Raw genomic sequence first — 24,955 nt, 5'->3', positions numbered from 1 at the left:
AGAACCCTCCTGTGCGACCCCTGGACCCTTACGCCCGCGACCCCCACCCCGAGGACGCGGGCCGCGCTCTCAGGGAGCGACCGGCGTGCCCGTGGGCGTGCTCGTCGTCGGGATCGGCGCCTGACCCTCCTGGGAATCCGGGCTCGTGCGGTCGCCGCACTGCGCGCTGTACTTCACGAGGATCAACGATCCCGGCTGCACGTTCTTGTCGGCCGTCACCTGAAGGCTCCGCGGCGCGGTGGGCGACTGATACGTCGTGCTGTTGTTCGCGTTGAAGGTGCCGTTGATGACGGTGAAGTTGTACGCGGTCACCGACGATCCGGCCGGGCATCCACTGAACGCCTCCCAGGTCACGGTGAAGGTCTGCGACCCCTTCGGGTCGTTCGTCACCGTCGGCGGGTTCGGCGTGCCGATCGGGCTCATCTCGTCGTAGAAGGTGACCGTGATGATGGTGCCGAGTGGAACATCGCCGCGCGTGGGGTTGGTCTGGTAGATCTTTCCGACCTGGTCCTGGCTCGGCGCGGCCGAGCCGCGCTCGCATGTCACGTCTACCTTGGCAGCCTTGGCGGCGGTCTGCGCCTCGTCACACGTCTTGCCGATGAGCTGGAGGCTGTCGATGGCCACTGTCGTGGGGCTCGCCGAGGGTGACGGGGGCGTCGCGGAGCGGCTGGGCGTCGAGGATGTCGAGGAACTCGTCGTCGGCGCGGGCTGCGCGCCCTGATTCGCGAAGAGGGCGAACAGGGTGCCGCCGAGCACGATGAGCAGCAGCGCGATGAGCGCGACCAGCGGCCACGTCCACGGGCTGCGCTTCTTCTTCTGTGGCTCGTCTGCGGCATCGACGGCCGCGACGGCGCCGGCCGCTCCCGCGGTCGGCAGCAGGCGCGTGGCCTCCTGGGTCGCGAGTCCCGGGGTCAGCAGCTTCGTCGCCTCGTCCATGGCCAGGCCACCGGCGATGGCGGGGACGATGGCCGCCGCTCCGGCGACGTCACCGCGACGAAGCGCGGTCGCCGCTCGGGCGACGGCGGATGCGGTCGCGGGCCGGTCCTCCGGCTTCTTCGCGATCATGCTCATCACGAAGTTGCGCACCGGCTCGGCGATGGTGGCCGCCAGCGGCGGCGGGGTGTCGTTGATCTGCGCCATCGCGATCGCCACCTGCGACTCCCCGGTGAAGGGGCGCTTGCCGGCGAGGCACTCGTAGGCGACGATGCCCAGCGAGTAGATGTCGGTCGCGGGGGATGCCGCGTGCCCCGACGCCTGCTCGGGCGAGAGGTACTGCACGGTTCCCATCACCTGACCGGTGGCGGTCAGCGGCACCTGGTCGGCGATGCGGGCGATGCCGAAGTCGGTGATCTTCACCCGTCCGTCGGGGGTGATGAGCAGGTTTCCCGGCTTGATGTCGCGGTGCACGAGACCGGCGGCGTGCGCGGCCTGCAGGGCGGCGGCCGTCTGCGCGACGATGTCGAGGGTCTTGTCGGTGGACAGTGATCCCTCGCGCTCGAGGATGGTCGACAGTGCTTCCCCGGGGACGAGCTCCATCACGAGGAAGGCGGAGCCGTTCTCCTCGCCGTAGTCGAAGACGCTCGCGATGCCCTCGTGGTTGACGAGCGCCGCGTGGCGGGCCTCGGCGCGGAAGCGCTCCAGGAAGCCCGGGTCGCCCATGTACTCGTCTTTGAGGATCTTGATCGCGACGGTGCGTCCGATCACATGGTCGGTGGCCTCCCAGACCTCGCCCATGCCGCCGATCGCGATCCGCGAATCCAGCTCGTAGCGTCCACCGAAGCTCACACCCTGTGTCGGTCTCATCTGCTCAGCACCGCCTCCATGACTTTCTTCGCGATTGGAGCCGCGATCCCGTTGCTCGTGCCGGACTGCCCGAGACCTCCGCCGTTTTCCACCATCACGGCGACGACCACTTTCGGGTCGTTGGCCGGGGCGAAGCCCGTGAACCAGAGAGTGTACGGATCCGAAGGTCCGTGCTCGGCGGTACCGGTCTTTCCGGCCACGTCGACCCCGTCTATTGTTGCACCGCTGGCCGCGCCGTCACGGACATTGGAGATCATCAGCGAGGTCATCGTCGCGGCATCCGTCGTGCTCAGTGCGCGACCCAGCTCGGTGTCGGCAAACGTCTCCTGCACCGTCAGATCGGGCGCCACGACGCGATCGACCATGCGCGGCTTCATGACCATGCCCCCGTTGGCGATGCCGGCGGAGACCATCGCCATCTGCAGCGGCGTGGCGGTGACACTGCCCTGACCGAAGCCCGTGAGGGCGACCTTGTCGGCCGAGAGGGCGCCGGTCGGATACGAGGAGGTGACGACGCCGAGCGGGATGTCGATGCTTGCGTTGTTGAAGCCGTACTTCTCGGCCTCGGCGCGAAGGGCGTCCTGGCCGAGCGCGACGGCGAGCTGTGCCATCGGGATGTTGCAGCTCAGGCGCAGGGCGGTGGCGATGGTGACCTGATCGCCGGGGCCGCACGTGTTGCCGTCGAAGTTGCGGATCGAGGTCGACGTTCCCGGCAACGTGTAGGTCGCGGGGTTGGGGAAGGTCGAGTCCGGCGTGAACTTGCCCGATGCCAGCGCCGCGGAGACGACGACGAGCTTGAAGGTCGATCCAGGCGGGTTCAGGGTGCCGATCGCGCGATTGTCGAGCGGATTGACGGCGGCGTTCATCAGCTGGTTGTAGGTCTCGTTGACCTGCTGCGCGTTGTGCACGGCCATCGCGTTGGTGTCGTAGCTCGGGCTCGTCACCATCGCCAGCACTCGGCCGGTCTTGGGCTCGAGGGCGACGACCGCGCCCTGATAGGTGCCGAGCGCGTCGAAGGCAGCTTTCTGGATCGCCGGGTCGAGGGTGAGCAGAACGTTGGAGCCGCGGGCCGGCTGACCCGTGATGATCTGATCGACACGCGAGAGGAACTGCGAGTTGGCGGTTCCCGACAGCTCCTTGTTCATCGACTGTTCGAGGCCGGTGAGCGAGTTGAGCAACGGGTTCATGTACCCCGTGACCGGCGCCCACATCTGCGGGTCGGCGTACTGGCGCTGCCAGGCGTACACGTCGTCGCTCGGCACGGAGTCGGCGATGACGGTGTCGCCGGCGATGATCGAGCCGCGCTGCACCTCGAACGAGTCGTAGAGAGCGCGCTTGTTGAGCGGGTTCTCGCTGAGATCGCCGGCCTGGACGACCTGGATCCAGCTGGTCGCGCCGAACAGGGCCACGAACATGGCGAGCATGATCAGCGACAGCCGTCGCAGTTCGCGGGTCATCCGATCACCACCCTGGGGCGCGAACGCACGGCATCCGAGATGCGCAGCAGCAACGCGACGACGATCCAGTTGGCCACCAGAGACGATCCGCCCGCCGCGAGGAACGGGGTCGTGAGCCCGGTGAGCGGGATGAGACGGGTGACGCCGCCGACCATGATGAACACCTGCAGCGCGATGGTGAACGACAGGCCCGTGGCCAGCAGCTTGCCGAAGTCGTCTTGGCCGGCGATGCCGATGCGGATGCCGCGACTGGCGAACACCATGTAGAGGCAGAGGATCGCGAAGACGCCGATCAGTCCCAGTTCTTCGCCGATGCTGGGGAAGATGTAGTCGCTCTGCGACAGGGGGGTCAGCCCCGGGCGGCCGCGGCCGAGTCCCGTGCCGAGCAGGCCGCCCTCGGACAGACCGAAGATGCCGCTCACGAGCTGGTAGCTGCCGCCCGCGCTGTCGATGACGGCGGGGTTGAAGGCGTCGAGCCAGTTCTGGAAGCGCCCGCCCACGTAGCTCAGCACCTGCGAGGCGATCAGGGCGCCGCCGACGGCCAGCAGCAGACCGAGCACCGCCCAGCTCGTCTTGCCCGTGGCGACGTAGATCATCGCGATGAACATGCCGAACATGAGCAGACCCGTGCCGAGGTCGCGCTGGAAGACGATGATCGCCATCGAGGCGAGCCAGATGAGCAGGAGCGGTCCGAGCTCGCGGGCACGGGGCCACGTCATGCCGAGGAAGCGCGTACCGACGGAGGTGAGCGCTTCGCGCGTGCGCACGAGGTAGCCGGCGAAGAAGATGGCCAACGCGATCTTCGCCAGCTCGCCGGGCTGGAAGGAGAAGAGGCCGCCGATGGAGATCCACACATCGGCGTTGGCGTCGGTGCCCAGCCCCGGCACGAAGGGGAGCACGAGCAGCAGGATGCCGACGAACCCGAAGACGTACGTGTAGCGGAACAGCACGCGGTAGTTCTTCAGGAAGATCACGATCGCGACCGCAGCGGCACTCGCGATGGCCAGCCACACCAGCTGGCGGGTCGAGAGGGCGTCCCACCCGGTGCTCTGGTCCTCGATGTCGATGCGGTAGATCATCGCAAGGCCGAGACCCGACAGCACGGTCGCGATGGGGACGACGAACGGGTCGGCTTGCGACGCTTTGAAGCGCAGCACGATGTGCAGTCCGAGCACCAGCACCGTCAGTGCGCCGCAGTAGTAGAGGAACGTCCAGTCGATGTGGCCGAGCGCGCCCAGCTGCACAAGGGCGACGGCGGCGCCGTTGATCGCGAAGGCGAACAGCAGCAGACCGAGTTCGCGGTTGCGCTGCGTCTGCGGCATCCGGAGCTTTCGCAGCGCCTTCACGACCGTCGTGTCTGCCTGGACGGTGTCTGTCGCCGAGCTCATCGTTCACCCTCCAGAGTGGTGCGCAGGGTGTCGACGATCTGCTCGGCGTCCGAGAGCGAGCGCGCCGAGATCGTCGAGGTCACCGCGAGACGCTGGTAGAAGGGCAGGTCGTTCAGCACGATGCCCGTGTCCTCGTAGACGGACGACAGCGAGATCGGGCCGATGTCCTGCTGGATGCCGCGGTAGATGACGACGGTGTCGGCGTCGGCGCCGACGAAGTACCGCGTCTGGGTCCAGCCGTAGGCACCGAGAGCCGCTGCCGAGAGGGCGGCGAGAATCGCGATCAGGCCGACGACCCACCAGATGCGCCGACGCCGCGCACGGCGACGGTCTTCTTCGATGAGTTCCTCGAGGAACTCGGCGGCGGGCTCGAAGTGCGTCGGCTCGTTGGCGGCCTGGCGGGCGGTGTGCAACCAGCTGGTGCGCCCGGGGCGGGCGGCCGGCACGTCGACGCCCTGCGGGTTGGATGCCGAGCCGACGATCGTCGCGGTGCCGCTGAACATCGGGTGGCTGCCGCCGACGTCCACGATGACGACGGTGACGTTGTCGGGGGCTCCGCCGTCGAGCGCCTGCTTGAGCAGGAGGTCGGCGGTGCGGCCCGGCGGATAGTGGTGGCCGAGCACCTTGCTGGTGTGCGCGTCGTCGACGACGCCGGAGAGGCCGTCGGAGCAGAGCAGCCAGCGGTCGCCGGGCTGGGTCGGCATGATGAACGTGTCGACCTCGGGGTCGGGGTCCATGTCGCCGAGCACGCGCATGAGCACGGAGCGGCGCGGGTGGTAGCGCGCCTCTTCGGGAGTGATGCGACCGGAGTCGACGAGCCGCTGCACGAAGGTGTGGTCGGTGGTGATCTGGGTGAGCGCATCGTCGCGGTAGAGATAGATGCGCGAGTCGCCGATGTGGGCGATCACGGCGTAGTCGTCCACCATGATGAGGCCGCTGACGGTGGTGCCCATGCCGGCGAGTTCGGGTCGGCGCGCGACGGTGTCGATCAGCACCCCCGCGGTCGAGGAAATGGCTTCCTGCAGCGCCTGCTCGGCGTCCGCGGTCGAGGCGTAGGGGTGATCGAGATTCTTGAGGCGGTGGACGGCGATGCTCGAGGCGACGTCACCCCCGGCATGGCCCCCCATGCCGTCGGCGACGACGAAGAGGTTCGAGCCGGCGTAGCCCGAATCCTGATTGTTGGAGCGCACCTTCCCCGTATGGGAGATGGCGACGCTCGATCCCTCGAAGACCATGAGAGGCGGGCTACTTCCTCAGCTCGAACGTCGTCGCGCCGACCTTGATCGGCGCTCCCACGCGAACGGGAACCGGCGTGCTCACGCGGGCACCGTCGTGCCAGGTGCCGTTGGTGGAGTCGAGGTCCTGGATCATCCACTGGTCGCCCCACAGCAGGAGGCGCGCGTGGTGGCTGGAAGTGTAGTCGTCGCGGATCACGAGACCCGACTCGCTCGAGCGGCCGATCGTGAGCGCCTCCGAGCCGAGCGGAAGCTCGAGGCCGGCCTTCGGGCCGCTCGTGATCACGATGCGCGACACGGCGTCGCGGGTCGCCTTCTGCGGGCCGCCTGCGTTCGGCGCGGCGGCAGGAGTCGCGGGGGCGATGGGTGCCGTCGCCGCCTGAGCGGCGGGCGGTGCGGATGCCGCGGCTGCGACGCCCACGCCGGCGGCCGCGGGTTCGGGGAGCTTTCGCACTTTGACGCCGAAGAGGTCTGCGCGCAAGGAGTAGACGACGGCGAAGACGAAGAACCACAGCAGGATCAGGAAGCCGATCTGCAGCAGCAGGAGAGTCAACTCGCTCACGCGGGTCCTCCGATTCCAAAGGCGCGGGTCGCGTCGGCGGCAGAGGTCGTGGGGCGAGGGGGCGCGGCCTGTGCGATGACGCGGAAGACGATGTCGGTGCGGCCGATCGTGACCACCGAGTCGGGGGGCAGCGGCGCTTCGGCGATCTTCGTGCCGTTCAGCTGCGTGCCGTTGGTCGAGCCCATGTCGCGCACCATGGCGCGCTCGCCGTCCCAGAGGATCTCGACGTGACGACGGCTGGTCCCGGCATCCAGGATCGTGATGTCGGCATCGCTGCCGCGCCCGATGACGGTGCGCCCCTTCGCGAGGGTGTGCGAGGCTCCGGCGATCTCGACGACGCCGCGCCAGGCGACCTGGCCGGCCGCGGTCTGCGAGGCTACGCGCAGCGTGCCCGTCGAGAGGGTGGGGTCACCGGCCAAAGCGATGGTGACGGGGCCGGCGAAGCTGAACCCCTGCGCCTTCGCGTGGGCGTCGACGAGGGTGTGCAGTTCGGAGTCGAGCGCGCTGCCCAGACCCAGCATGCGCTCGGCATCGGCCGGCGACATGCGCACCTCGAAGGTGTTCGGGGCGAGAATGCGGTCGCGGCTGACGACAGCAGCCTTCGCGTCGAGTTCGCTGCGCAGGGCGGCCGCGATCTCGACGGGCTGAATGCCGCTACGGAAGGACTTCGCGAACGCGCTGTTGACTGCGCGCTCGAGTCCCTTCTCGAAGCTGTCCAGTAGTCCCACAGGGCTCCTCAGGATCGCCGACCGGTGCGTACATGCTAGTTGCACAGGCTGAGCAGACGCGGAACGTGCGGGGCGGGCGCTGCGTTTCGACTCGCTGCGCGCGCTCAACGACCGGGAGGTGGCCGGCCCGTGCGTGGAGCGAGGCAGGCACCGCCGAGTCGAAACGGGTCTCGGGGCGTGATATCCTCGGGAAGTTGAGTCCGTGAGATCTTCGGATGTCGCGGCTCGCGCGAGTGGCGGAATAGGCAGACGCGCTGGCTTCAGGTGCCAGTGCCCGAAAGGGCGTGGGGGTTCAACTCCCCCCTCGCGCACAGGACGTGCGAACGAAGAGGCCGGGCCGGACATCAGATCCGGGCCCGGCCTCTTCGTCGATGTACCCCCGGCCGAACGGGCCTCACGGGTGCGCGGGCTGCGCGGCGCCGGGCGTGACGCCGTACAGCCGCCGGATGGTCTCTTCGGCGCCGGCCGCGTCGCGCGCCGCGATCCGGTCACGCAGCAGCTGCCAGTTCTCGCGGCGCGGCGCGGCCTCGGCCCGGACCCCCGACCATCCGCGCAGATTGCGTTCGACGACGATCGAGGTCTCATGGATGATCGTGTCGAACACGCTGTTGCCGGTCGCCCGCGCAGCGACGATGCCCAGGCGGGATGCCGCGGAGAACACCGCGGCCGCGTTGCCGGTGTCGATGCCCGCGAGCGCGGCATCCACCGTGGCGACCAGCTCGGCCAGGTCGTCGTCCGAGCACCGTGACAGCGAAAGGCTGAGCGCATTGCCCAGGAAGTAGGCGGCGAACTCGCCTGTGTCGCGGCGCAGTGCGTCGCTGGGCGCGGTGACACGGGTGTAGCGGCCGACCGCGATCTCGACGAGCCCGAAGCGCTCCAGTCGTTGCAGTGCTTCTCGGACGGGTGTTCGCGAGACTCCCAGCTGCTGGGCGAGCTCGACATCGCGGAGGCGATGTCCGGGAGGGAAAGTGCCGTCGGCGATCGCCGCGCCGATGCGCGCGTAGATCTCGTCACTCAGGATCATCCCGCTGACGAGCTCGATCGGGGCGAGGGTGGCACTCATTTGGAACGAATGGTACGTCGCCTCACCCGGTCGCGACAGGGGACGTCGCTGCGGGCCGACACTCAGACGCGCGGCGCGGCCAACGGCGTACCGGCAGCGAACGCGCGCTCCGCGAAGCTGATGCCCATCCGCTCGTAGGCGGCGGCGTTCGGGTGCAGGCCATCGTCGAGGTCTGACACCTCGGCATCCGGGAGCAGATCCCGGCCGTCGAGGAAGAAGAGGCGCGGATCATCCCTACGCTCGGCGAGCACCCTCGAGACGGCGTCGCGCACGACACGGAGATTCATCGCGCGACGACGATCTGGGAGCGCTGGGACTCCCTCCTCCCCGACGGCAGCGTCAACCCCGGAGAGATGACGAGCTTCAACCACGACGCCCTCGGGGCGGTCGCCGACTGGATACATCGTGTCGTCGGCGTCGAGGTGGACATCGCGCCGACGCTGAGCGGGCGGGTGGAGCGCGTCGGCGTCGTCGGAACCATGCCACCGCCCACCGTCGGAAGGTGACGGGGCGCGAGCTCAGCCCGCCGCTGCCGACTCCACGATCGACAGACCTCGCCCGCGCAGCCGCAGGCGTTCCTCCGACAGCGATGCGAGCACGCGGTCGCGCGTGCCGCGGCCGTGTGCGACGACGAGCTCACGCGCGCGCTCGGCATCCCGGGCAGCGACCGCGGCCACGATCTCCCGGTGCTCGGCGGCGGCGTGGGCGCGGGAGGCGGCGCTGCGCACCTCGAGCCAGCGGGTGCGGCTGAGGCGCACGAGCGTGCCGGCGATCGCGTCGACGAGGAATGCATTGCGCGACAGTCGTGCCAGGGCGACGTGGAAGTCGCTGCCGTCGCGCAGTACGGCGTCGGCGTCGTCGTGCTCGCCGCCGGCACGGGCGATCGCGCCGAGGCTGTCCAGTTCGGCATCGTCGGCGCGGTCCACCGCGAGTGCGACGACGGCGGTCTCGAGCGCCTCGCGGTACTCCATGAGCGCGCGGATCTCGCTGAGGTCGATCGGCGTCACGCGCCAGGTGCGGTCATCGCGCCGTGTCAGTCCCTCGTTCTCGAGGCGCATGAGGGCGGCGCGGATGGGGGTGCGCGACCCACCGAGCATCGACTCGAGTCCGCGTTCGCTCAGCCGCTCACCCGGCAACAACTCGAGGGACAGGATGGCGGCGCGCAGGCGCTCGTACGGACCGCCGGTCTCGGGGGAAGTGGTCACGTCGCTCCTCTGGTGTACCAGGGTGGTATACCAGAGTGTACCCGACGGAGGATCAGACGATGCCGAGCACGAACACGACGACAGCGACGCCCACGCGGGCGTGGGTGATGCTGGCGCTGGGGGTGTTGGCGCAGGCCGCCGGAACCCTCCTCGTCTCGGCGCCGGCCTACCTGATCCCTCTCCTGCACACTCAGCGCGCCATGCCCCTCGCTCAGGCGGGTCTGCTCGCATCGGCGCCCACTCTCGGCATGGTGTGCACGCTCGTCGTGTGGGGCGTGCTCACCGACAGGTACGGCGAACGGCAGATCATCGCCGGCGGGCTCGTCCTCACCGCCGTGTTCTCGCTCGCGGCCGCTGCGGCGAGCAGTGACGGCTACGTCGCCTTCGGTGTGCTCCTCGCGTGCGGGGGCGCCGCGTCGGCCAGCACGAACGCCGCGAGCGGTCGCGTCGTGATCGGCTGGTTCCCGGTGCAGCGCCGGGGACTCGCGATGGGCATCCGACAGATGTCACAGCCGCTCGGCGTCGCGACCGCAGCACTGACGGTTCCACCGCTGGCCGAGGGCGGGCTCGCCGTGCCCTTCGTCGTCGCCGCGGGGGTGACCGGCGCGCTCGCCCTGCTCTGCGCCTGGGGCATCCGCAATCCTCCGCGTCCCGCGCGCCGCATCGGCCCGGCGGATGCCGCGACCAACCCCTATCGCGCCAGCGCGTTCCTGGTGCGCATCCACCTCGCCTCGGCTCTTCTCGTCGTCCCGCAGTTCGCGTTGTCGATCTTCGGCCTGGTGTGGTTGGTGACGGCGGTGGGATGGAGTGCGTCGGCGGCCGGCGCGCTCGTGGCGGCATCGCAGTTCGTGGGCGCGGTGGGCAGGATCGTCGTCGGCCACCTCAGTGATCGCGTCGGCACCCGCGTCGGCGTGCTGCGCTGGGTCGCCGGTGCCGGCGTGGTGGCGATGGCGGCGCTCGCGGCGGCCGGTGCCGTGCACGCGGACGCGCTCGTCGGCGTGCTGTACCTCGTCGCGTCCACGATCGCCGTCGCCGACAACGGCCTCGCCTACACCTCGGTCGCGGAGGCGGCCGGACCCTTCTGGTCGGGCCGAGCCCTCGGCATCCAGAACACCGGGCAGTTCGTCGCGGCGTCGGCGGTCGGGCCGCTGGTCGGGGGCCTCATCACTCTGGTGGGCTACCCCCTGGCGTTCGCGCTGGTCGGCTCGACGCCGCTCGCCGCACTCGCGATCACTCCGCGCCGAGACCGCGGTATGCACCGTTAGCGTGGTGTCATGAACGACCCGCCTCGCTCCACCGTCGTCGTCTCCGGTGCCGGCACCGGCATCGGCCGTGCCGCGGCCCTCCGGCTCGCCGCCTCGGGCCGCCACGTCACCCTCGTCGGCCGCCGCCTCGGTCCGCTCCAGGAGGTCGCCGCCCACGACCCGGCGTCGTTCCTCGTCGTGGATGCCGATGTCAGCACTCCCGACGGCGCGCGCCGGGTGGCCGGTGCCGTGCGAGAGGCGGGACTCGGCTGCGCGGGCGTCGTCGCCTCCGCCGGGGGGAACGCCCCCGCGGCATCCGACGACAGCCTCGAAGCCATCCGCGATCACTGGCATGCGGGATTCGACCTCAACGTGATGACCGCGGTTCTGCTGGTCGAAGCACTGCGACCCGCGCTGGAAGCCGACGGGGGACGCGTCGTGCTGCTGTCGTCGGTGGCGGCTCTGCGCGGCTCGCGCACTGGTTCGTACGGTGCGTCCAAAGCGGCCCTGCACGCGTGGATGTTCGATCTCGCCGCACAGCTGGGCCGCTTCGGCGGCACCGCCAACGTCGTCGCACCGGGATTCGTGCCCGGCACCGAGTTCTGGGCGGGGGTCTCGGACGAGGTCGTCCAGAACCGCATCGCGCAGACCCTCGTCGGCCGGGTGGGCACGGCCGAGGAGATCGGCGGGATCATCGCCTGGCTGCTCGGTCCGGATGCCGGATGGGTGACGGCGCAGATCATCTCTGCCAACGGGGGGATGGTGCTCGGACGCTGAGCGGCGCCGGGAACCCGGCATCCGCCGATCCGCGTCGGCGGGAGCCTCAGTGCAGATCGTGCAGGCGCCTCAGCGTCTCCTCGGCGCCGCGACCGTCGCGCGCCTCGAGTTGACCTCGCAGGTCGTGGAAGAGATCGACGCGGCTCCCGGCTGCGGTGACGAACGGTTCCCATCCGCGCAGATTGCGTTCGAAGGTCAGCGCCACCTCGCGAACGACACCGATGAAGACCGTGTTGTGGGTGGCGCGGGTCATGAGCGCGAACATCTGCGTGCAGCGGGTGAACAGTCCCGCGATGTCGTGGGCTGCGCTGTCGACCACGGCGTCGGCCGCCGCGAGGATGCCGTCGAGTTCCTCGTCGGTGGCGTTGGCCAGGGCGAGACGGATCGCGTTGCCCATGAGGTAGGCGGTGAACACGCCCGTCTCCCGGCGCACGCGCTCGTCGGGCACGGATACGCGGGTGTAGCGGCCGACGGCGATCTCGACGAGGCCGAACCGCTCGAGGCGCTGCAGTGCCTCCCGCACGGGAGTGCGCGAGATTCCCAGCTGCGTCGCGATGTCGACATCGCGCAGGCGTTCTCCGGGCGCGAGGGAGCCATCGACGATGGCCGCGCCGATGCGCGCGTAGACCTCATCGCTCAGGCTCACGCCAGTGGTCAGATCGTTGTGATCGATCGGGTGTAGATAAGCAGACATCTTGCTGAGACGGTTCGGGTCATCTCAGAGACGAGTGTACGGCTGCAGCCGCGTGCCGCGGGAGCATGTCGGGCTTGCCACCTTTGGCTGTGTTCTTGCAACGTTTGTGTCACCTTGTCACATCTGATAGTGCGCGCAAGGATGTCGACCGTTAGCGTGGACCCCGTCGGCGCACTCGCGTCGACGTCGCACGTCAGTAAGGCAGTTCATGAGCACCAGCGGTACCGTCAAGTGGTTCAACTCGGAGAAGGGCTTCGGGTTCATCGCTCCCGATGAGGGCGGCGCAGACGTCTTCGCCCACTACTCCGCCATCGAATCGAGCGGCTACCGCTCGCTCGAGGAGAACCAGCGCGTTGAGTTCGAGATCGCCCAGGGCCCCAAGGGCCTGCAGGCGGAGAACATCCGACCCCTGTGATTTCGGCGGCCCGCTTCACGCGGGCCGTTTTCACGTCGGAGCGAGCCGCCGTCCACACCCTGTGCGACGGCGGCTCGTTCGTCGTGAGCGAGGATCACTCCAGATCCAGTCGCACGATCTTCTCGGCGCTCACGGCTGCAGCGGCGATCGCCGCGCAGCGCCCCTCTTTCTCGGCCGAACTCAGCCGGCGTGAGACGCGGACTCTTCGTCGATGAGCAGCAGTGCCCGCAGCTGCGCCGCATCTTCCACGGCGGCGGACGCGCCATCGGCCTCGTGCGGCCAGCTGAAACCCCAGCGCACGAAGATCACCGGCACCCCCTGCGCGGAGCCGCCCTCGACGTCGTGGTGACGGTCGCCGATGAGCACCGGACGGCTCGTGTCGACTCCGGCCGCGTGCAGGCGGCGGAGGGCTTCGGCGACGATGTCCGACTTCGACGCGAGCGTCTTCTCATCGGGGGTGGAGCCCACCATCGCCGTCATGTGCGGCGCCAGGTCGAAGTGCTCCATGAGTGCGACGACCTGCACCTCCGGCTTCGAGCTCGCGGTCGCCTGGGCGATGTGTGCGGTGTCGAGGTCGGCGATGATCTCGGCCACTCCCGGGTAGAGCCGCGCTCCCGTGGTGTACCCGTCGGCCTTGCCGAGGGTGCGGTAGTACGCGACGGCCTCGGTGGCCTGTTCCGGCGTCATGCCGACGTTGTCCTGGAACGAGTTGAACATCGGCGGACCGATCCAATGCACGAGCTCGTCACGCGTCGGGGCGGGCTTGCCGAAGTGCTCGAGGGCGGTCGTGAGACGGCGGAGAATGCCGTCGGAAGCATCGACGAGGGTCCCGTCGACGTCCCAGAGCACGCACGTGAAAGGGGATCGCATCGTCATGGGTCCAGCCTAGGGTGCTGTCAGAACAGTCGCGGCGCGCCCGATTCGACGCCCTTCATACCCTCGTAGTCGAGTGTCACGCAGCGGATGCCGCGGTCGCCGGCGAGTGTCTTGGCTTGCGGTTTGATCTCCTGGGCGGCGAACACTCCTGCCACCGGTGCGAGGTGGGGGTCGCGGTTGAGCAGCTCGAGGTACCGGGTGAGCTGCTCGACACCGTCGATGTCACCGCGGCGCTTGACCTCGACCGCGATCGTGCCGCCGTCCGGGTTGCGCAGCAGCAGATCGACGGGGCCGATCGCCGTCGGGAACTCCCGGCGCACGAGAGTGAGACCCTCCCCGATCACGTCGACCTGCTCGGCGAGCAGCCGCTGCAGGTCGGCCTCGACACCGTCCTTCTGCAGGCCGGGATCGACGCCGAGCTCATGCGACGAGTCGTGCAGCACCTCGTAGATCCGCACGAGCAGGGCATCGCCGGTCTTCGCGTGGGTCACGCGCCAGTGTTCGATCACGCCGGCCGACGCCGACTCGGCATCCGGCGCCTCGACGCTGAGGGTGCACGGGGGGCTCATCCAGTTGAGCGGGGCGTGCTGGATGTCTCGATGGAACGCGACGGTCCCGTCGGCCTTGATCATGATCAGACGGGTCGCGAGGGGAAGGTGGGTGTTCAGCCGTCCGGAGTAATCGACGGAGCAGCGGGCGATGATGAGACGCACCCGTCCAGTCTCGCAGTCTCCGGGGTCGGATCATCGCCGGGCGCCGATGCTCAGAAAGGCGGCGCGGATTCGGGTGGTGGAGGTGACGGCCGGTCGATGATGAAGGCGACCGGCGGGACAGGGGCGTCTTCTCGGTAGATCCGGCCCGTGGGCGAGGTCCATTCGAGCATCCCCCGAGCGTGCTGTCGCACCGTCCAGGCGGTGAACTGCTTCATCGAATGATGTCGCTGGCACAGGTGGGCGAGGTTCCCCAGGGCGGTGGGTCCGCCCTGGGCGTGGTCGATGGTGTGGTCGATCTCGCAGCGGATGGCCGCGCGGCGGCATCCGGGAAAGCGGCAGTGCTGGTCGCGGGCTCGGAGGAACCGGCGTTGCGGTCCGGCGGTGCGGTACCGGTCGACCGAGATCACCGTGCCGTCGATCGGGTCGGTGAGCACACGGGTGAGGGTCGGCGCGTTCGCGGCAAGACGCCGAACCGTATCGGCATCCACCGGCGTGCGCCCGACGAGGTCGCAGGGCCCGTCGTCGGTGCCGAGGAGCGTGAGGACGGGCACGATCACCTGCACCTGCGCGCGGATCGCACCGAGGGTTCCCGGTCCGTCACCGGTGGCGGTGGGATCCACCGTGAGCTCACCGCTCAGCAGCAGGTCGCTGAGCACGTCGGCACGCACCTGATCCCTCGTTCGCGCATCGTCGTCTTCTGGGCTTCGTGCATCGATGATGACCGTCGCTTGCTGCGTGAGACGATCCATGACTCCTTCGGCGATGACCGTCGGCAGCGTCGCCACCAGATCAGACATGCCCTCCGCCCCGGGAACGACGCGCACGCGGCGGCACGCGGCCGCCTCACGGTGTCGCTCGGTGAACGAGCGCTCCGCCGTGCGTTCCGCGAGGATCTCCACCGCCGCCCGCACCCTGTTCGGGGTGTCGCTCCCGCAAAGCCGCACGGCTTCGGCCTCGAACTCGGCCCGGCGCTGCACCGGCACGACTCTGCCGGCATCCATGACGATCCGAACGTGCCCACGGGTGATCCGGCCCGACTCCCACGCGTCGAGCGTCACCGCAGCACCATGTCATGCTGACGCACCGACAGACGTTGTCCGGCGCCCTCACTGTCGGCGAGCTGCCCGGCGCGGGCCCGCACCCGCACCTCTGCGACCTGTGCTGCCGTCACGGCACGGGCAACGGCGGCGGTCTCGTCGACGAGGCCCGCCAGGTGTGCGAGAGCGCGGCATCCCGTCGCGACGCACCGCCTCAGTGGTGGCCTGCGCCCACCTTCGAGCCCGCGATCGGCTTGGCGGCTCCCGATGCCAGGCCGCTCATCGCGATGAGCCCGACGATGATCCAGAGGGTGTTGAGGATGCCGATCTGGTGGCTCACCCAGCCGAGCACCGGCGGACCGCAGAGGAAGGCGACATAGCCGATGGTCGCCGCCGCCGACACGGAGGCCGCCGCCTTGCGGGGATCGTCGGCCGCCGCCGACATGCCCAGGGGGAAGCCCAGCGACGCACCGGCTCCCCACAGGGCCACGCCGATGAAGGCGACGGGAAGATTCGGCGCGAGGATGAAGACGACCAGGCCCAGCCCGGCAGCCACCGACAGAGCGCGGAGGGTCCACACGCGACCGATCCGGTCGACGAGCGGGCCGCCCACCGCGCGGAGCACCGTCATCGCGACGGAGAAGACCGTGAGGAAGACCGCTCCGGTGGCCTCCGACTCGTTGTGACCGTCGACGACCGCGATCGTCAGCCAGTCGTTCGCGCTGCCCTCGGCGAAGGCCATGCCGAGGATGATGGCGCCGATCGCATAGGTGCGGGGGTCGCGCCAGACCTCGAGCGCGGCATGCAGGCGCTCCCGGCGCCCCGGAGATGCGGCGTCGGGATCGACCGCGATCCGCTCCAGCAGGGGGATGGACCGCAGCGCGTTGGCCGTGATCACGAGCCAGACGACGGCCACGGTGCCGAGGTGCCACGATGCGCCGACCCCCCACGCGGTCATCGCGACGCCGACACCGGCCCCCGCGACGGTGCCCAGGCTGAAGAACGCGTGGAACAGCGGCATGAGCGTGCGCTCGAACGCCTGCTCGACCTCGGCGGCCTCGACGTTCATCATCACGTCCGTGGCGCCGAAGCACAGGCCGAGCATCGCGAGTCCGACCACCGTCAGAGGATACGACGACAGTGCGTCCACCCCGAGCGCCGCGAGGAACAGGCCGATCGCGATGCCCACGATCGTCACGGACAATCCGCGCTTGGCGCCCCAGCGCACGACGACGACATTGGCCGACATCACACCGATGAGCGAGCCGGCACCCATCGCGAACAGCAGGATGCCGACCTCGAAGTCGTCGATTCCGAGGTTCTGCTTGACGGCCGGCAGCCGCGACGCCCACGACGCGAAGGTCACGCCGCACAGGAGGAACAGCGTGAAGATCGAGGTCCGCCAACGGACGAGCTGGCGGCGGTCGAGGCGGGAGCGGGTGATCACCACCTCACTGTATCCACTTTTCTCCGAATCGATTCGATGCCGCGACATTGAGGGTGCCAAGAGGCGGATCACCGGCCCGAAACGATTCGACGCGGGTTAGCATCGGGGAGTGACGAACCGCCGGGCCACCATCGCCGACGTCGCCCGCGTCGCGGGCGTCTCGCCGTCGACGGCGTCCGTCGTCTTCAGCGGCAAGACCCCGGTCTCCGACACCACCCGACTGCGCGTCATCGAGGCCGCCGACTCCCTCGGCTACACCGGCCCCGACCCCCGCGCCGCCTCGCTGCGCCTGGGCCGCAGCGGCATCGTCGCCGTCGTCGTCGGCTCGTCGCTGAACTTCATGTTCGTCGATCCCGTTCAGCGCCTCCTGATGGACGGACTGGCCGAGGCCGTCGCGCCCCTCGGCGCCGGACTCCTCCTCCTGCGCCGCGACGCCGAGCTCGACATCGAGAACGCCCCAACACTCACGACCGCCTCCATCGACGCCGCGGTGCTCATCGGATGCGACCGGTCGCTGCGCGAATCCCTGCCGATCGTGCAGGCCCGCGGCATCCCCGTCGTCGTCGTCGAGGGGGATGCCGGCGAGGGCATTCCGCGCATCGCGCTGGACAACCGCGAGGCGCAGCGGCGCGCGGCTGAGCACATCCGCGACCTCGGTCACACGCGTGTGGCGATCGTCACCCTCTGGCCCGACGCGGCCGGGTCGGTCGGCTGGCTCGCATCGGATGCCGAGATCACCGTGGACGTGACGCGGGACCGTCTTCAGGGGGCTCGCGACGTCTTCCCCGACGCCCCGGCCTTCGCGTGCGCCGGCAGCTCCATCGACGACGGATTCGCCGCGGGCCGTGTGCTGTTCGCCCACCCGCGCACGCGGCCCACGGCCGTCATCGCGCAGAGCGACCTGCTGGCCGCCGGCGTCATCCGTGCCGCCGAGGATGCGGGCCTGCGCGTCCCGCAGGACGTCAGCGTCACCGGGTTCGACGGCGTTCCCGTCGACGGACTCGCTCCCTACGAGCTGACCACGCTCGTCCAGCCCGCGACGGCCAAAGGCCGCGCGGCGGGCGCCGCGATCGCCGCGATGCTGGACGGACGCGAACCGGAGTCCGTCGACCTCACCTCTACATTCCGCATCGGCAATACGACCTCGCGCGCCGGGTGACATCGGTCGCCCGGTAGACTGGCCATCCGACCCCCGCGACCCGTCAGGAGGCCAGATTGCTCGTGCTCCTGGCTGCGTTCGCGGTGATTCCGCTGACGTTGCCGTGGCTGCTCGGGCGCATCGGCCCGCGAGCATTCTTCGTCGCGGCCCTGCTGCCGGTCGTGGCGTTCGTGCACGCGGCCCTGGCCACTCCCGAGATCATCGACGGACGGGTGCCGACCGAGTCCCTTCCCTGGATCCCTCAACTCGGCGTCGACCTCTCGATGCGTATGGACACCCTCGGTTGGGTCCTGACGCTCATCGTCACGGGGGTGGGAGCGCTCGTCCTGCTCTACTGCCGCTGGTACTTCGACGGAAAGACGCAAGGCGTCGGACTCTTCGCCGCCGTGCTTCTCGGGTTCGCCGGAGCGATGTACGGACTCGTCCTGACGGACGACATCATCGTGCTCGTGATGTTCTGGGAGATCACCAGCATCCTGTCGTACCTGCTCATCGGCTTCTACCACGCCCGCGGTGCGAGCCGTCGAGCCGCCCTGCAGGCCCTGCTCGTCACGACGCTGGGCGGCCTGGTGATGTTCGTCGGAGCGGTCATGCTGTCGGTGATCTACGGCACGAACAGCATCACCGCGATCGTGAGCGGCACGGCCGCGCTGAGACCGGACAGCGAGGGACTGCTCTCCACCGCGATCGTCCTGCTGCTGGTCGGCGCGCTCAGCAAGTCCGCGATCTTCCCCTTCCACTTCTGGCTTCCGGGCGCGATGGCCGCGCCCACCCCGGTCAGCGCATACCTGCACGCGGCGGCGATGGTCAAGGCCGGCATCTACCTGATCGCCCGGTTCGCGCCCGCGTTCGCCGAGAACGAGCACTGGCGGCCGATCGTCATCGGACTCGGCATCTTCACCATGCTCCTGGGCGGCTTCCAGGCGCTGCGCGAATCCGATCTCAAGCGCATCCTCGCCTTCGGCACGGTGAGCCAGCTCGGCATGCTGACCGTCGTGCTGGGCTACGGAGAGCGAAACTCAGCGCTTGCGGGTCTCGCGCTGCTGATCGGCCACGCGCTCTTCAAGTCGGCGCTCTTCCTCATCGTCGGCATCATCGACCGCCAGCTGTCCACACGCGACATCGGCGAACTGTCCGGCGTCGGGCGCCAGGCGCCCACGCTCGCCGTCGTGTCGATCATCGCCATCGCATCGATGGTCGGATTCGCTCCCACGGTCGGCTTCGTCGCGAAAGAGGCGGTGCTCACGTCGCTGCTCGAGGGTGGCACCCGCCCCGACGCGCTCATCCCGCTCCTCGGCATCCTTCTCGGCTCGATCCTCACGACCGCGTACGGCCTGCGTTTCGTATGGGGGGCGTTCTGGACGAAGAAGGATGCCGCGGGTGCGGCCCGCCCCGTCACACCGTGGCCCGATCCTCCCCTGGGCTTCCTTGCGGCGCCGATCCTGCTGGCGGCGTTGACCCTCGCTGCGGGCTTCACGGCCCCACTGCTGGACACGGCGTTCTCGGGCTACGCCGACACACTGCCCGCCGTCGGCGGATACCCGTACCATCTCGCGCTCTGGCACGGGTGGGAGCCGGCGCTGTTCCTCTCGCTGGGCAGCATCGCGCTGGGCGCGGTGGTGTTCGCCGTCGCGCAGCGCACGGGACGGATGCCGCATCGCGTGCTCCCCTTCACCGCCGCCGATGTCTACAACCTGGTGCTCCGCCTGATCGCGCGCATCGCGGTGTGGACCACGACCTTCACTCAGCGCGGGTCGCTGCCGGTCTACGTCGGCACGATCTTCGTCGTGTTCGTGGCGGCCGAGGGCACGGCACTGTTCGCCAGCGGCGACTGGCAGATCTCGCTCGACGCCTGGCAGACGCCCATGCAGCTGGTGGTCGCGCCGATCATGATCATCGCGGGGATCTTCGCGGTGCGGGCCCGAAAGCGCTACACCGGCGTCGTGCTGGTCTCGGCGACCGGACTCGGCATGGTCGCCCTGTTCGCAACCAGCGGTGCGCCCGACCTCGCGCTGACGCAGATCCTCGTCGAGACCGTCACCCTCGTGGCGTTCGCGCTGGTGCTGCGGCGGATCCCCGCGCGCCTGGGGGAGCACAACGCCTCCGTCAAGCCGATCCTCCGGGCGATCCTCGCCATCTCGGTCGGCGCGACGATGGCGATGGTCGCGATGGTCGCGACCGGAGCGCGCGTGGCGACGCCGATCTCCGAGCGTTTCCCCGACCTCGCCTACGAGCTCGGACACGGCAAGAACGTCGTGAACGTGGCCCTCGTCGACCTGCGCGGCTGGGACACGATGGGAGAGCTGTCGGTCCTGATCCTCGCCGCCACGGGTGTGGCCTCGCTGGTGTTCGTCACCCACCGCTCCGATCTCATCTCCCGGTCGATCTCGGCGCTGCCGACGGGCGTCACCCGCACGCGACGGCCCCTCATCGAAACGGCGGAGGGACCGCGGCCCCGCGGAAGCGATCCCGACAGCACGCGTCAGACATGGCTCGTGGGCGGCCAGAAGGTGCGCCCGGAGAACCGGTCGATCCTGCTCGAGGTCATCGTGCGGATCCTCTTCCACACGATCATCGTCGTGTCGATCTACCTGCTCTTCGCCGGTCACAACCTCCCCGGTGGCGGCTTCGCGGGAGGGCTCGTCGCCGGCATGGCGCTGGTCATGCGCTACGTGGCGGGCGGTCGATACGAGCTCGGCGCGGCGGCCCCCACGGATGCCGGCCGTCTGCTCGGCGCCGGGATGACGCTCGCCGTCGCCACGGCGGTGCTGCCGCTGCTGTTCGGTCTGCCGCCGCTGAAGAGCGTGTTCTGGGAGGCGGAGATCCCGATCATCGGTCACATCGAGTTCGTGACGTCGACTCTGTTCGACGTCGGCGTCTACCTCGTCGTGGTCGGCCTCGTGCTCGACGTGCTGCGTTCGCTCGGTGGCGAGGTCGACCGGCAGACGCAGGAACTTCGAAAGCGGGGGGTGATGGTCTCGTGACCGTCTCGGCCGTTCTCATCGTCATCATGGCCGCCCTCTTCGCGTGCGGCGCCTACGCGATGCTCGAGCGCAGCCTCACCCGCGTGCTGATCGGCTTCCTGCTGCTGGGTAACGCGACCAACCTGTTCCTGCTCGTCGTCATGGGCCGCCCCGGCATCGCCCCCTTCTTCGGCGCGGGTGGCGTCGATGAGATGAGCGACCCACTACCGCAGGCGCTGACGCTCACGGCGATCGTCATCACTTTCGCCGTCTCGGCCTTCCTGCTCGCGCTCATCTACCGCTCCTGGCAGCTGGGCAAGGCCGACACGGTGGTCGACGATGAGGAAGACATCGCCGTGCGTGATCGCGGTGCGGTCGAAGAGGACGAGATGGACGACGAGACGTCCATCGAAGACGACGACGAGGATGCGACGACCGACTTCATCGGCACCGAGACGGCCCCGATCACGGTGCTGCACCACCGCGACCTCGACGGCATCCGCGACGACGCACCCGTCGATCGCCCGGGTCGAGACGGCCGAGACGGGGGTGATGCGCGGTGAGCGCTCTGGTTCCCCTTCTCGTCGCCCTGCCGCTGCTCGGCGCGGGCATCGCGCTCGTCTTCGGTCGCCAGCGCCGCGTCCAGGTCGGTGTCTCGGTCATCACGCTGACGCTCGTGGCGGCGATCGCCGCCGTGCTCCTGTACACCGTCGACTCGTCGGGGCAGGCGATCGCCGTGTCGGTGGGCGGCTGGCCGATCCCGTTCGGGATCGTGCTGTACGTCGATCGACTCGCGGCGCTGCTCGTCGTGATCTCGAGCATCGTGCTGCTCGCGGTTCTGCTCTTCTCCGTCGGGCAGGGCGCGGCCGACGGCGACGACGACACCCCCGTGACGATCTTCCACCCCTCGTACCTCATCCTGTCGGCGGGTATCTTCAACGCGTTCATCGCGGGCGACCTCTTCAACCTGTACGTCGGCTTCGAGATCCTGCTGGTCGCCTCGTACGTGCTCATCACCCTCGGCTCCACCGAGTCGCGCATCCGCGCCGGGGTCGTCTACATCGTCGTCTCGCTCGTCTCCTCGATCCTCTTCCTCGCCGCCATCGCCGCCATCTACGGGGCCCTGGGCACCGTGAACATCGCACAGCTGGCCGAGCGGATGACGGAGCTTCCGGATTCGACGCAGCTTGTCCTGCACCTCATGCTGCTGCTCGCGTTCAGCATCAAGGCTGCCGTGTTCCCCCTGTCGTTCTGGCTGCCCGACTCGTACCCGACCGCGCCGGCCCCCGTCACCGCGGTCTTCGCGGGACTGCTGACGAAGGTCGGCGTCTACGCGATGATCCGCACCGAGACGCAGATCTTCCGCGACAACGACGTCAACACCCTGCTGCTGATCGTCGCGCTGGCGACGATGATCGTCGGCGTCCTGGGCGCGCTGGCGCAGGCCGAGCTCAAGCGCATCCTGTCGTTCACGCTCGTCAGCCACGTCGGCTACCTCGTGTTCGGGCTCGCGATCGCGACGCCCCTCGCCCTCGGCGCGACCATCTACTACATGGTCCACCACATCATCGTGCAGACCACGCTCTTCCTCGCGGTCGGCCTCGTCGAGCGTCGTGCCGGCTCGACGTCGATCCTGAAGGTGAAGGGTCTGATGCGTGCCGCACCCCTGCTGGCGGTGCTGTTCTTCATCCCGGCGATCAACCTCGGCGGCCTGCCGCCGTTCTCGGGCTTCATCGGAAAGCTCGCGTTGTTCGACGCCGCGGCCGAGGTCGGGACGCCGCTCATGTACATCCTGATCATCGGCGGCATCGTCACCTCGCTGCTGACCCTGTACACCCTCATGCGCGCGTGGAACCTCGCCTTCTGGCGCGAGGACGACGACCACACGGAGGAGACCGGCGTCGTCGACCGCATCTCGTACCTCGGCGACGCCCCCGCGGCCGATGACGAAGGCGCCCGCCGCGTCATCCCGCGCATCATGACCGCCACGACGGCGGGGATGGTCGCGGTCACCGTCGCCCTCACGGTCTTCGCCGGTCCTCTCTACACGCTGTGCGCGAGCATCGGCGATGCGCTGCTCACGCCCGTGACGCTCGTGCAGCTCGACGACGGGGGCGGATCGTGAGCCCGACATCATCGGTGGCCGCCGCCGTCTGGCGCCAGCTTCCCTTCTTCGTGTGGCTGGTCGCCCTGTGGATGCTGCTGTGGGGTCAGTTCTCGGTGCTCGCCGCCGTGACGGGCGTCATCGTGGCGGTCGTGGTGACGCGGGTGTTCCGACTGCCGGCGGTCGAGCTGTCGGGACGAGTGAACCTCTGGTATGGCCTCGTCTTCGTGGTGATGTTCTTCCTCGCTCTCATCCGCGGCTCGCTGCTCGTCGCCTGGCAGACCCTCCATCCGCGGCGCTACCCGGGGACGGCTGTGATCGCGGTGCCGCTGCGCACCGACGACGACCTGATCATGGCCCACGTCGGGGTGACCGCCTCGCTCATCCCGGGGTCGTTGATCGTCGACGTCGACCGTGACCGCCGCATCCTCTTCCTGCATGTCCTCGGCGTCTCGTCCGACCATGACGTGGACAGACAGCGCCGCGCCGTGCAGGGCTGGGAGTCGCGGATCGTGCGGGCCGTCGGCTCGCGCGCCCAGCTGGAGACGATCCGCGCGGCGGGCGCCCAGACGCCGCGCGAGGGAGGTGCCGGGCTGTGAGCATCCTCATCGTCGCCGTCTACGTCGTGTTCGCGATCGCGGGCGTGCTCACGCTCTGGCGCATCATCGTCGGACCGTCGATCCTCGACCGCGCGGTGGCGTCGGACGTGCTGCTGACGCTCGTCATGTGCGCCCTGGGCGCGGACATGGTGATCAACCATCACACCCGGTCGCTTCCGGCGCTGCTGATCATCGCCGCCGTCGGCGTCTTCGGCTCCATCGCCGTGGCGCGCTTCGTCGCACGGAGGGACAACACCGACCGATGAACGACATCCTCGATATCGTGGCCCTCGTCCTCGTGCTCCTCGGCGGCCTGCTGTGCATCACGGCCGCGATCGGGCTGCTGCGCTTCCGCGATGTGCCGACGCGTCTGCACGCAGCGACGAAGCCGCAGGTGCTCGGGCTCATCCTCATCTGCCTCGCGATCGCGCTCTCGCTGCGCAGCTGGCCGGTCGTCGCCTTCCTCGTCCCCGTGGTGATGATGCAACTGGCCACGGCGCCGCTGTCAGCGCACATGGTCGGGCGCCAGGCCTATCGCAACGGCACGATCGACGAGCGCTCGCTGTACGTCGACGAGCTCGACGAGGCCCGTCGGACGCCCCCCGCCGCGGGCGGCTGAGCGCGCCGACTCCTCCACAGGCATGTTCCTGCGCTGGATGCCGAGACGGGCTGTGGACAACGGTGCGCGTACTCCGCCTCCCGTCCACACTGGACGAGTCGGGGGCCGGACCGTCAACTGGGGGGTCACGGGTCCGGCCCCGACACTCTTCGCCGGGTGCGGCCGGGCGCACTCGGGTGTTCGGGGTGAGGACCCCCCCGAACCGGGGATCAGCACCGGTCAGTCGGCCGATGTGCTCGGCGGGTGCGGAGTGTGTACTGGAAGCACCGCTCCAGAGAGGCACCACACCTTGACGACCACGACCCCACCACCCCTGACGCTCGAGCCGGCGCTCCCCGACGACCTTTCCGACTTCAGCACGCGCCTCCAGGCGTCGTTTGCGCCAGCGGTGGAGAGGGAGACGGGACACCCCAGCCCCGAGCCCATACCCAGCGATCAGGAGCTGGCAGCGTCGTTCGATGCGCCCGGCGCAGAGGTCTTCCACGTCATCCAGGGGGGCGAGCGCGTCGGGGGCGCGGTCGTCGTCCCTGGGCGCGAACCCGGCCACCGGTCGCTGGAGCTGTTCTTCATCGACCTCGGTCGAGAAGGTCAAGGACTCGGGCGGCTGGCGTGGCGGGCGATCGAGGAGCACTATCCCGACACGAGGGTCTGGGAGACCTTCACTCCACACTTCGAAGTGCGCAACATCCACTTCTACATCAACGTCTGCGGCTTTCACGCGGTGGAGTTCTTCCACGAGGGGCATCCTCACCCGGAGCCGCCCGGCGGTCCGACCCCTCCGGAGGGGTCGGCGGAGAGCTTCGACGGTGAGGACCGGGGCTTCCGTTTCGAGAAGGTGATGCCGACGCGGTGACGCGGCCGGAGCAG

General features: G+C 69.3%; 24 protein-coding genes, 1 tRNA gene and 2 pseudogenes. 13 read left to right on the top strand and 14 right to left on the bottom strand.

What is annotated here, in order from left to right; all coding sequences use genetic code 11:
• Positions 1 to 69 precede the first annotated feature (69 nt).
• From HMPREF1529_RS04170 to HMPREF1529_RS04145, 6 genes are read right to left on the bottom strand one after another with little or no spacing between them, the layout of a single operon-like run.
• Positions 70 to 1,803 carry a serine/threonine-protein kinase gene (locus HMPREF1529_RS04170; RefSeq protein WP_005054730.1) on the bottom strand — a complete coding sequence of 578 codons (1,734 nt, stop codon included), beginning with the start codon at positions 1,801 to 1,803 and terminating at the stop codon, positions 70 to 72.
• Complete coding sequence (locus tag HMPREF1529_RS04165) at positions 1,800 to 3,260, bottom strand: peptidoglycan D,D-transpeptidase FtsI family protein (protein WP_016463825.1); 1,461 nt, start codon at positions 3,258 to 3,260, stop codon at positions 1,800 to 1,802. The genes HMPREF1529_RS04170 and HMPREF1529_RS04165 overlap by 4 nt, the downstream gene beginning before the upstream one ends.
• Entirely contained in the window at positions 3,257 to 4,648 is a 1,392-nt protein-coding gene (locus HMPREF1529_RS04160; protein WP_005054734.1) for an FtsW/RodA/SpoVE family cell cycle protein, read from the bottom strand. Before HMPREF1529_RS04160 ends, HMPREF1529_RS04165 begins: the two co-directional genes overlap by 4 nt.
• Positions 4,645 to 5,883, bottom strand: a complete 1,239-nt coding sequence (locus HMPREF1529_RS04155; protein WP_005054736.1) for a PP2C family protein-serine/threonine phosphatase — start codon at positions 5,881 to 5,883, stop codon at positions 4,645 to 4,647. The genes HMPREF1529_RS04160 and HMPREF1529_RS04155 overlap by 4 nt, the downstream gene beginning before the upstream one ends.
• 10 nt (positions 5,884 to 5,893) lie before the next feature.
• The gene (locus tag HMPREF1529_RS04150; RefSeq protein ID WP_016463824.1) at positions 5,894 to 6,445 is read right to left on the bottom strand and encodes an FHA domain-containing protein FhaB/FipA; all 552 of its coding nucleotides are present in this window, start codon (positions 6,443 to 6,445) and stop codon (positions 5,894 to 5,896) included.
• The gene (locus tag HMPREF1529_RS04145; protein WP_016463823.1) at positions 6,442 to 7,173 is read right to left on the bottom strand and encodes an FhaA domain-containing protein; all 732 of its coding nucleotides are present in this window, start codon (positions 7,171 to 7,173) and stop codon (positions 6,442 to 6,444) included. The genes HMPREF1529_RS04150 and HMPREF1529_RS04145 overlap by 4 nt, the downstream gene beginning before the upstream one ends.
• Before the next feature lie 227 nt (positions 7,174 to 7,400).
• Here HMPREF1529_RS04145 and HMPREF1529_RS04140 point away from each other — a divergent pair.
• A tRNA-Leu gene (locus HMPREF1529_RS04140) sits at positions 7,401 to 7,484 on the top strand.
• A gap of 83 nt (positions 7,485 to 7,567) precedes the next feature.
• Here the strand turns inward: HMPREF1529_RS04140 and HMPREF1529_RS04135 are convergent.
• Positions 7,568 to 8,236, bottom strand: coding sequence for a GntR family transcriptional regulator (locus HMPREF1529_RS04135; RefSeq protein ID WP_016463822.1), 669 nt, complete (start codon positions 8,234 to 8,236; stop codon positions 7,568 to 7,570).
• A 62-nt stretch (positions 8,237 to 8,298) separates the two neighbouring features.
• The gene (locus HMPREF1529_RS04130) at positions 8,299 to 8,523 is read right to left on the bottom strand and encodes a hypothetical protein (protein WP_016463821.1); all 225 of its coding nucleotides are present in this window, start codon (positions 8,521 to 8,523) and stop codon (positions 8,299 to 8,301) included.
• A 3-nt stretch (positions 8,524 to 8,526) separates the two neighbouring features.
• Between HMPREF1529_RS04130 and HMPREF1529_RS16050 the strand changes: the two are divergent.
• Positions 8,527 to 8,652, top strand: a pseudogene (locus HMPREF1529_RS16050) (alpha-L-rhamnosidase-related protein); the annotation flags it as partial.
• 102 nt (positions 8,653 to 8,754) lie between these two features.
• Here HMPREF1529_RS16050 and HMPREF1529_RS04125 read toward each other — a convergent pair.
• Positions 8,755 to 9,441 carry a GntR family transcriptional regulator gene (locus HMPREF1529_RS04125; protein WP_016463819.1) on the bottom strand — a complete coding sequence of 229 codons (687 nt, stop codon included), beginning with the start codon at positions 9,439 to 9,441 and terminating at the stop codon, positions 8,755 to 8,757.
• Between the two features lie 59 nt (positions 9,442 to 9,500).
• Between HMPREF1529_RS04125 and HMPREF1529_RS04120 the strand changes: the two genes are divergently transcribed.
• Together HMPREF1529_RS04120 and HMPREF1529_RS04115 are read left to right on the top strand one after the other, a co-directional pair.
• On the top strand, positions 9,501 to 10,706 hold the full coding sequence (locus HMPREF1529_RS04120; RefSeq protein ID WP_016463818.1) for an MFS transporter: 1,206 nt from the start codon (positions 9,501 to 9,503) through the stop codon (positions 10,704 to 10,706).
• Between the two features lie 9 nt (positions 10,707 to 10,715).
• The gene (locus HMPREF1529_RS04115; protein ID WP_016463817.1) at positions 10,716 to 11,462 is read left to right on the top strand and encodes an SDR family NAD(P)-dependent oxidoreductase; all 747 of its coding nucleotides are present in this window, start codon (positions 10,716 to 10,718) and stop codon (positions 11,460 to 11,462) included.
• A 46-nt stretch (positions 11,463 to 11,508) separates the two neighbouring features.
• On the opposite strand, the gene HMPREF1529_RS04110 is transcribed toward HMPREF1529_RS04115, so the two are convergent.
• On the bottom strand, positions 11,509 to 12,108 hold the full coding sequence (locus tag HMPREF1529_RS04110) for a GntR family transcriptional regulator (RefSeq protein WP_232212048.1): 600 nt from the start codon (positions 12,106 to 12,108) through the stop codon (positions 11,509 to 11,511).
• A gap of 256 nt (positions 12,109 to 12,364) precedes the next feature.
• Between HMPREF1529_RS04110 and HMPREF1529_RS04105 the strand changes: the two genes are divergently transcribed.
• Positions 12,365 to 12,571, top strand: a complete 207-nt coding sequence (locus tag HMPREF1529_RS04105) for a cold-shock protein (RefSeq protein WP_005054759.1) — start codon at positions 12,365 to 12,367, stop codon at positions 12,569 to 12,571.
• A 180-nt stretch (positions 12,572 to 12,751) separates the two neighbouring features.
• On the opposite strand, the gene HMPREF1529_RS04100 is transcribed toward HMPREF1529_RS04105, so the two are convergent.
• From HMPREF1529_RS04100 to HMPREF1529_RS04085, 4 genes and pseudogenes are all read right to left on the bottom strand, one after another.
• Positions 12,752 to 13,447 (bottom strand): HAD hydrolase-like protein, encoded by a 696-nt coding sequence (locus HMPREF1529_RS04100; protein WP_016463815.1) that lies wholly within the window; start codon positions 13,445 to 13,447, stop codon positions 12,752 to 12,754.
• 20 nt (positions 13,448 to 13,467) lie between these two features.
• The gene (gene nucS, locus HMPREF1529_RS04095; RefSeq protein ID WP_016463814.1) at positions 13,468 to 14,160 is read right to left on the bottom strand and encodes an endonuclease NucS; all 693 of its coding nucleotides are present in this window, start codon (positions 14,158 to 14,160) and stop codon (positions 13,468 to 13,470) included.
• A gap of 50 nt (positions 14,161 to 14,210) precedes the next feature.
• Positions 14,211 to 15,415, bottom strand: a pseudogene (locus tag HMPREF1529_RS04090) (HNH endonuclease).
• Positions 15,412 to 16,647 carry an MFS transporter gene (locus HMPREF1529_RS04085; protein WP_016463811.1) on the bottom strand — a complete coding sequence of 412 codons (1,236 nt, stop codon included), beginning with the start codon at positions 16,645 to 16,647 and terminating at the stop codon, positions 15,412 to 15,414. Before HMPREF1529_RS04085 ends, HMPREF1529_RS04090 begins: the two are co-directional and overlap by 4 nt.
• A 106-nt stretch (positions 16,648 to 16,753) precedes the next feature.
• Between HMPREF1529_RS04085 and HMPREF1529_RS04080 the strand changes: the two genes are divergently transcribed.
• The 8 genes from HMPREF1529_RS04080 (at position 16,754) to HMPREF1529_RS04045 (ending at position 24,941) form a co-directional block, all read left to right on the top strand.
• Positions 16,754 to 17,803, top strand: a complete 1,050-nt coding sequence (locus HMPREF1529_RS04080) for a LacI family DNA-binding transcriptional regulator (protein WP_016463810.1) — start codon at positions 16,754 to 16,756, stop codon at positions 17,801 to 17,803.
• A gap of 56 nt (positions 17,804 to 17,859) precedes the next feature.
• The gene (locus HMPREF1529_RS04075) at positions 17,860 to 20,787 is read left to right on the top strand and encodes a Na+/H+ antiporter subunit A (protein ID WP_016463809.1); all 2,928 of its coding nucleotides are present in this window, start codon (positions 17,860 to 17,862) and stop codon (positions 20,785 to 20,787) included.
• The gene (locus tag HMPREF1529_RS04070) at positions 20,784 to 21,329 is read left to right on the top strand and encodes a Na(+)/H(+) antiporter subunit C (protein WP_016463808.1); all 546 of its coding nucleotides are present in this window, start codon (positions 20,784 to 20,786) and stop codon (positions 21,327 to 21,329) included. The genes HMPREF1529_RS04075 and HMPREF1529_RS04070 overlap by 4 nt, the downstream gene beginning before the upstream one ends.
• Complete coding sequence (locus HMPREF1529_RS04065) at positions 21,326 to 22,891, top strand: Na+/H+ antiporter subunit D (protein ID WP_016463807.1); 1,566 nt, start codon at positions 21,326 to 21,328, stop codon at positions 22,889 to 22,891. Before HMPREF1529_RS04070 ends, HMPREF1529_RS04065 begins: the two co-directional genes overlap by 4 nt.
• Positions 22,888 to 23,469: a Na+/H+ antiporter subunit E gene (locus HMPREF1529_RS04060; protein ID WP_016463806.1), complete on the top strand. Its 582-nt coding sequence runs from the start codon at positions 22,888 to 22,890 to the stop codon at positions 23,467 to 23,469. The genes HMPREF1529_RS04065 and HMPREF1529_RS04060 overlap by 4 nt, the downstream gene beginning before the upstream one ends.
• Positions 23,466 to 23,735 carry a monovalent cation/H+ antiporter complex subunit F gene (locus tag HMPREF1529_RS04055; RefSeq protein WP_016463805.1) on the top strand — a complete coding sequence of 90 codons (270 nt, stop codon included), beginning with the start codon at positions 23,466 to 23,468 and terminating at the stop codon, positions 23,733 to 23,735. The genes HMPREF1529_RS04060 and HMPREF1529_RS04055 overlap by 4 nt, the downstream gene beginning before the upstream one ends.
• Positions 23,732 to 24,088 (top strand): monovalent cation/H(+) antiporter subunit G, encoded by a 357-nt coding sequence (gene mnhG, locus HMPREF1529_RS04050; RefSeq protein WP_016463804.1) that lies wholly within the window; start codon positions 23,732 to 23,734, stop codon positions 24,086 to 24,088. The genes HMPREF1529_RS04055 and mnhG overlap by 4 nt, the downstream gene beginning before the upstream one ends.
• A gap of 289 nt (positions 24,089 to 24,377) precedes the next feature.
• Complete coding sequence (locus tag HMPREF1529_RS04045) at positions 24,378 to 24,941, top strand: GNAT family N-acetyltransferase (protein WP_005054798.1); 564 nt, start codon at positions 24,378 to 24,380, stop codon at positions 24,939 to 24,941.
• Positions 24,942 to 24,955 lie beyond the last annotated feature (14 nt).

Origin of the sequence: Microbacterium sp. oral taxon 186 str. F0373 (assembly GCF_000411455.1) — a bacterium.
Lineage (GTDB): Bacteria > Actinomycetota > Actinomycetes > Actinomycetales > Microbacteriaceae > Microbacterium.
The sequence above is the reverse complement of the archived record's forward strand: the minus strand, read 5'-3'. Positions and strand labels throughout refer to the sequence as shown.

What these genes read in the sequence shown, in the direction of transcription:
- HMPREF1529_RS04165 (WP_016463825.1), bottom strand. Translation starts at nt 3,260, where the DNA reads ATGACCCGCGAACTGCGACGGCTGTCGCTGATCATGCTCGCCATGTTC.
- HMPREF1529_RS04105 (WP_005054759.1), top strand. Translation starts at nt 12,365, where the DNA reads ATGAGCACCAGCGGTACCGTCAAGTGGTTCAACTCGGAGAAGGGCTTC.
- HMPREF1529_RS04100 (WP_016463815.1), bottom strand. Translation starts at nt 13,447, where the DNA reads ATGACGATGCGATCCCCTTTCACGTGCGTGCTCTGGGACGTCGACGGG.
- HMPREF1529_RS04170 (WP_005054730.1), bottom strand. Translation starts at nt 1,803, where the DNA reads ATGAGACCGACACAGGGTGTGAGCTTCGGTGGACGCTACGAGCTGGAT.
- HMPREF1529_RS04135 (WP_016463822.1), bottom strand. Translation starts at nt 8,236, where the DNA reads ATGAGTGCCACCCTCGCCCCGATCGAGCTCGTCAGCGGGATGATCCTG.
- HMPREF1529_RS04130 (WP_016463821.1), bottom strand. Translation starts at nt 8,523, where the DNA reads ATGAATCTCCGTGTCGTGCGCGACGCCGTCTCGAGGGTGCTCGCCGAG.
- mnhG (WP_016463804.1), top strand. Translation starts at nt 23,732, where the DNA reads ATGAACGACATCCTCGATATCGTGGCCCTCGTCCTCGTGCTCCTCGGC.
- HMPREF1529_RS04120 (WP_016463818.1), top strand. Translation starts at nt 9,501, where the DNA reads ATGCCGAGCACGAACACGACGACAGCGACGCCCACGCGGGCGTGGGTG.
- HMPREF1529_RS04115 (WP_016463817.1), top strand. Translation starts at nt 10,716, where the DNA reads ATGAACGACCCGCCTCGCTCCACCGTCGTCGTCTCCGGTGCCGGCACC.
- HMPREF1529_RS04160 (WP_005054734.1), bottom strand. Translation starts at nt 4,648, where the DNA reads ATGAGCTCGGCGACAGACACCGTCCAGGCAGACACGACGGTCGTGAAG.
- HMPREF1529_RS04155 (WP_005054736.1), bottom strand. Translation starts at nt 5,883, where the DNA reads ATGGTCTTCGAGGGATCGAGCGTCGCCATCTCCCATACGGGGAAGGTG.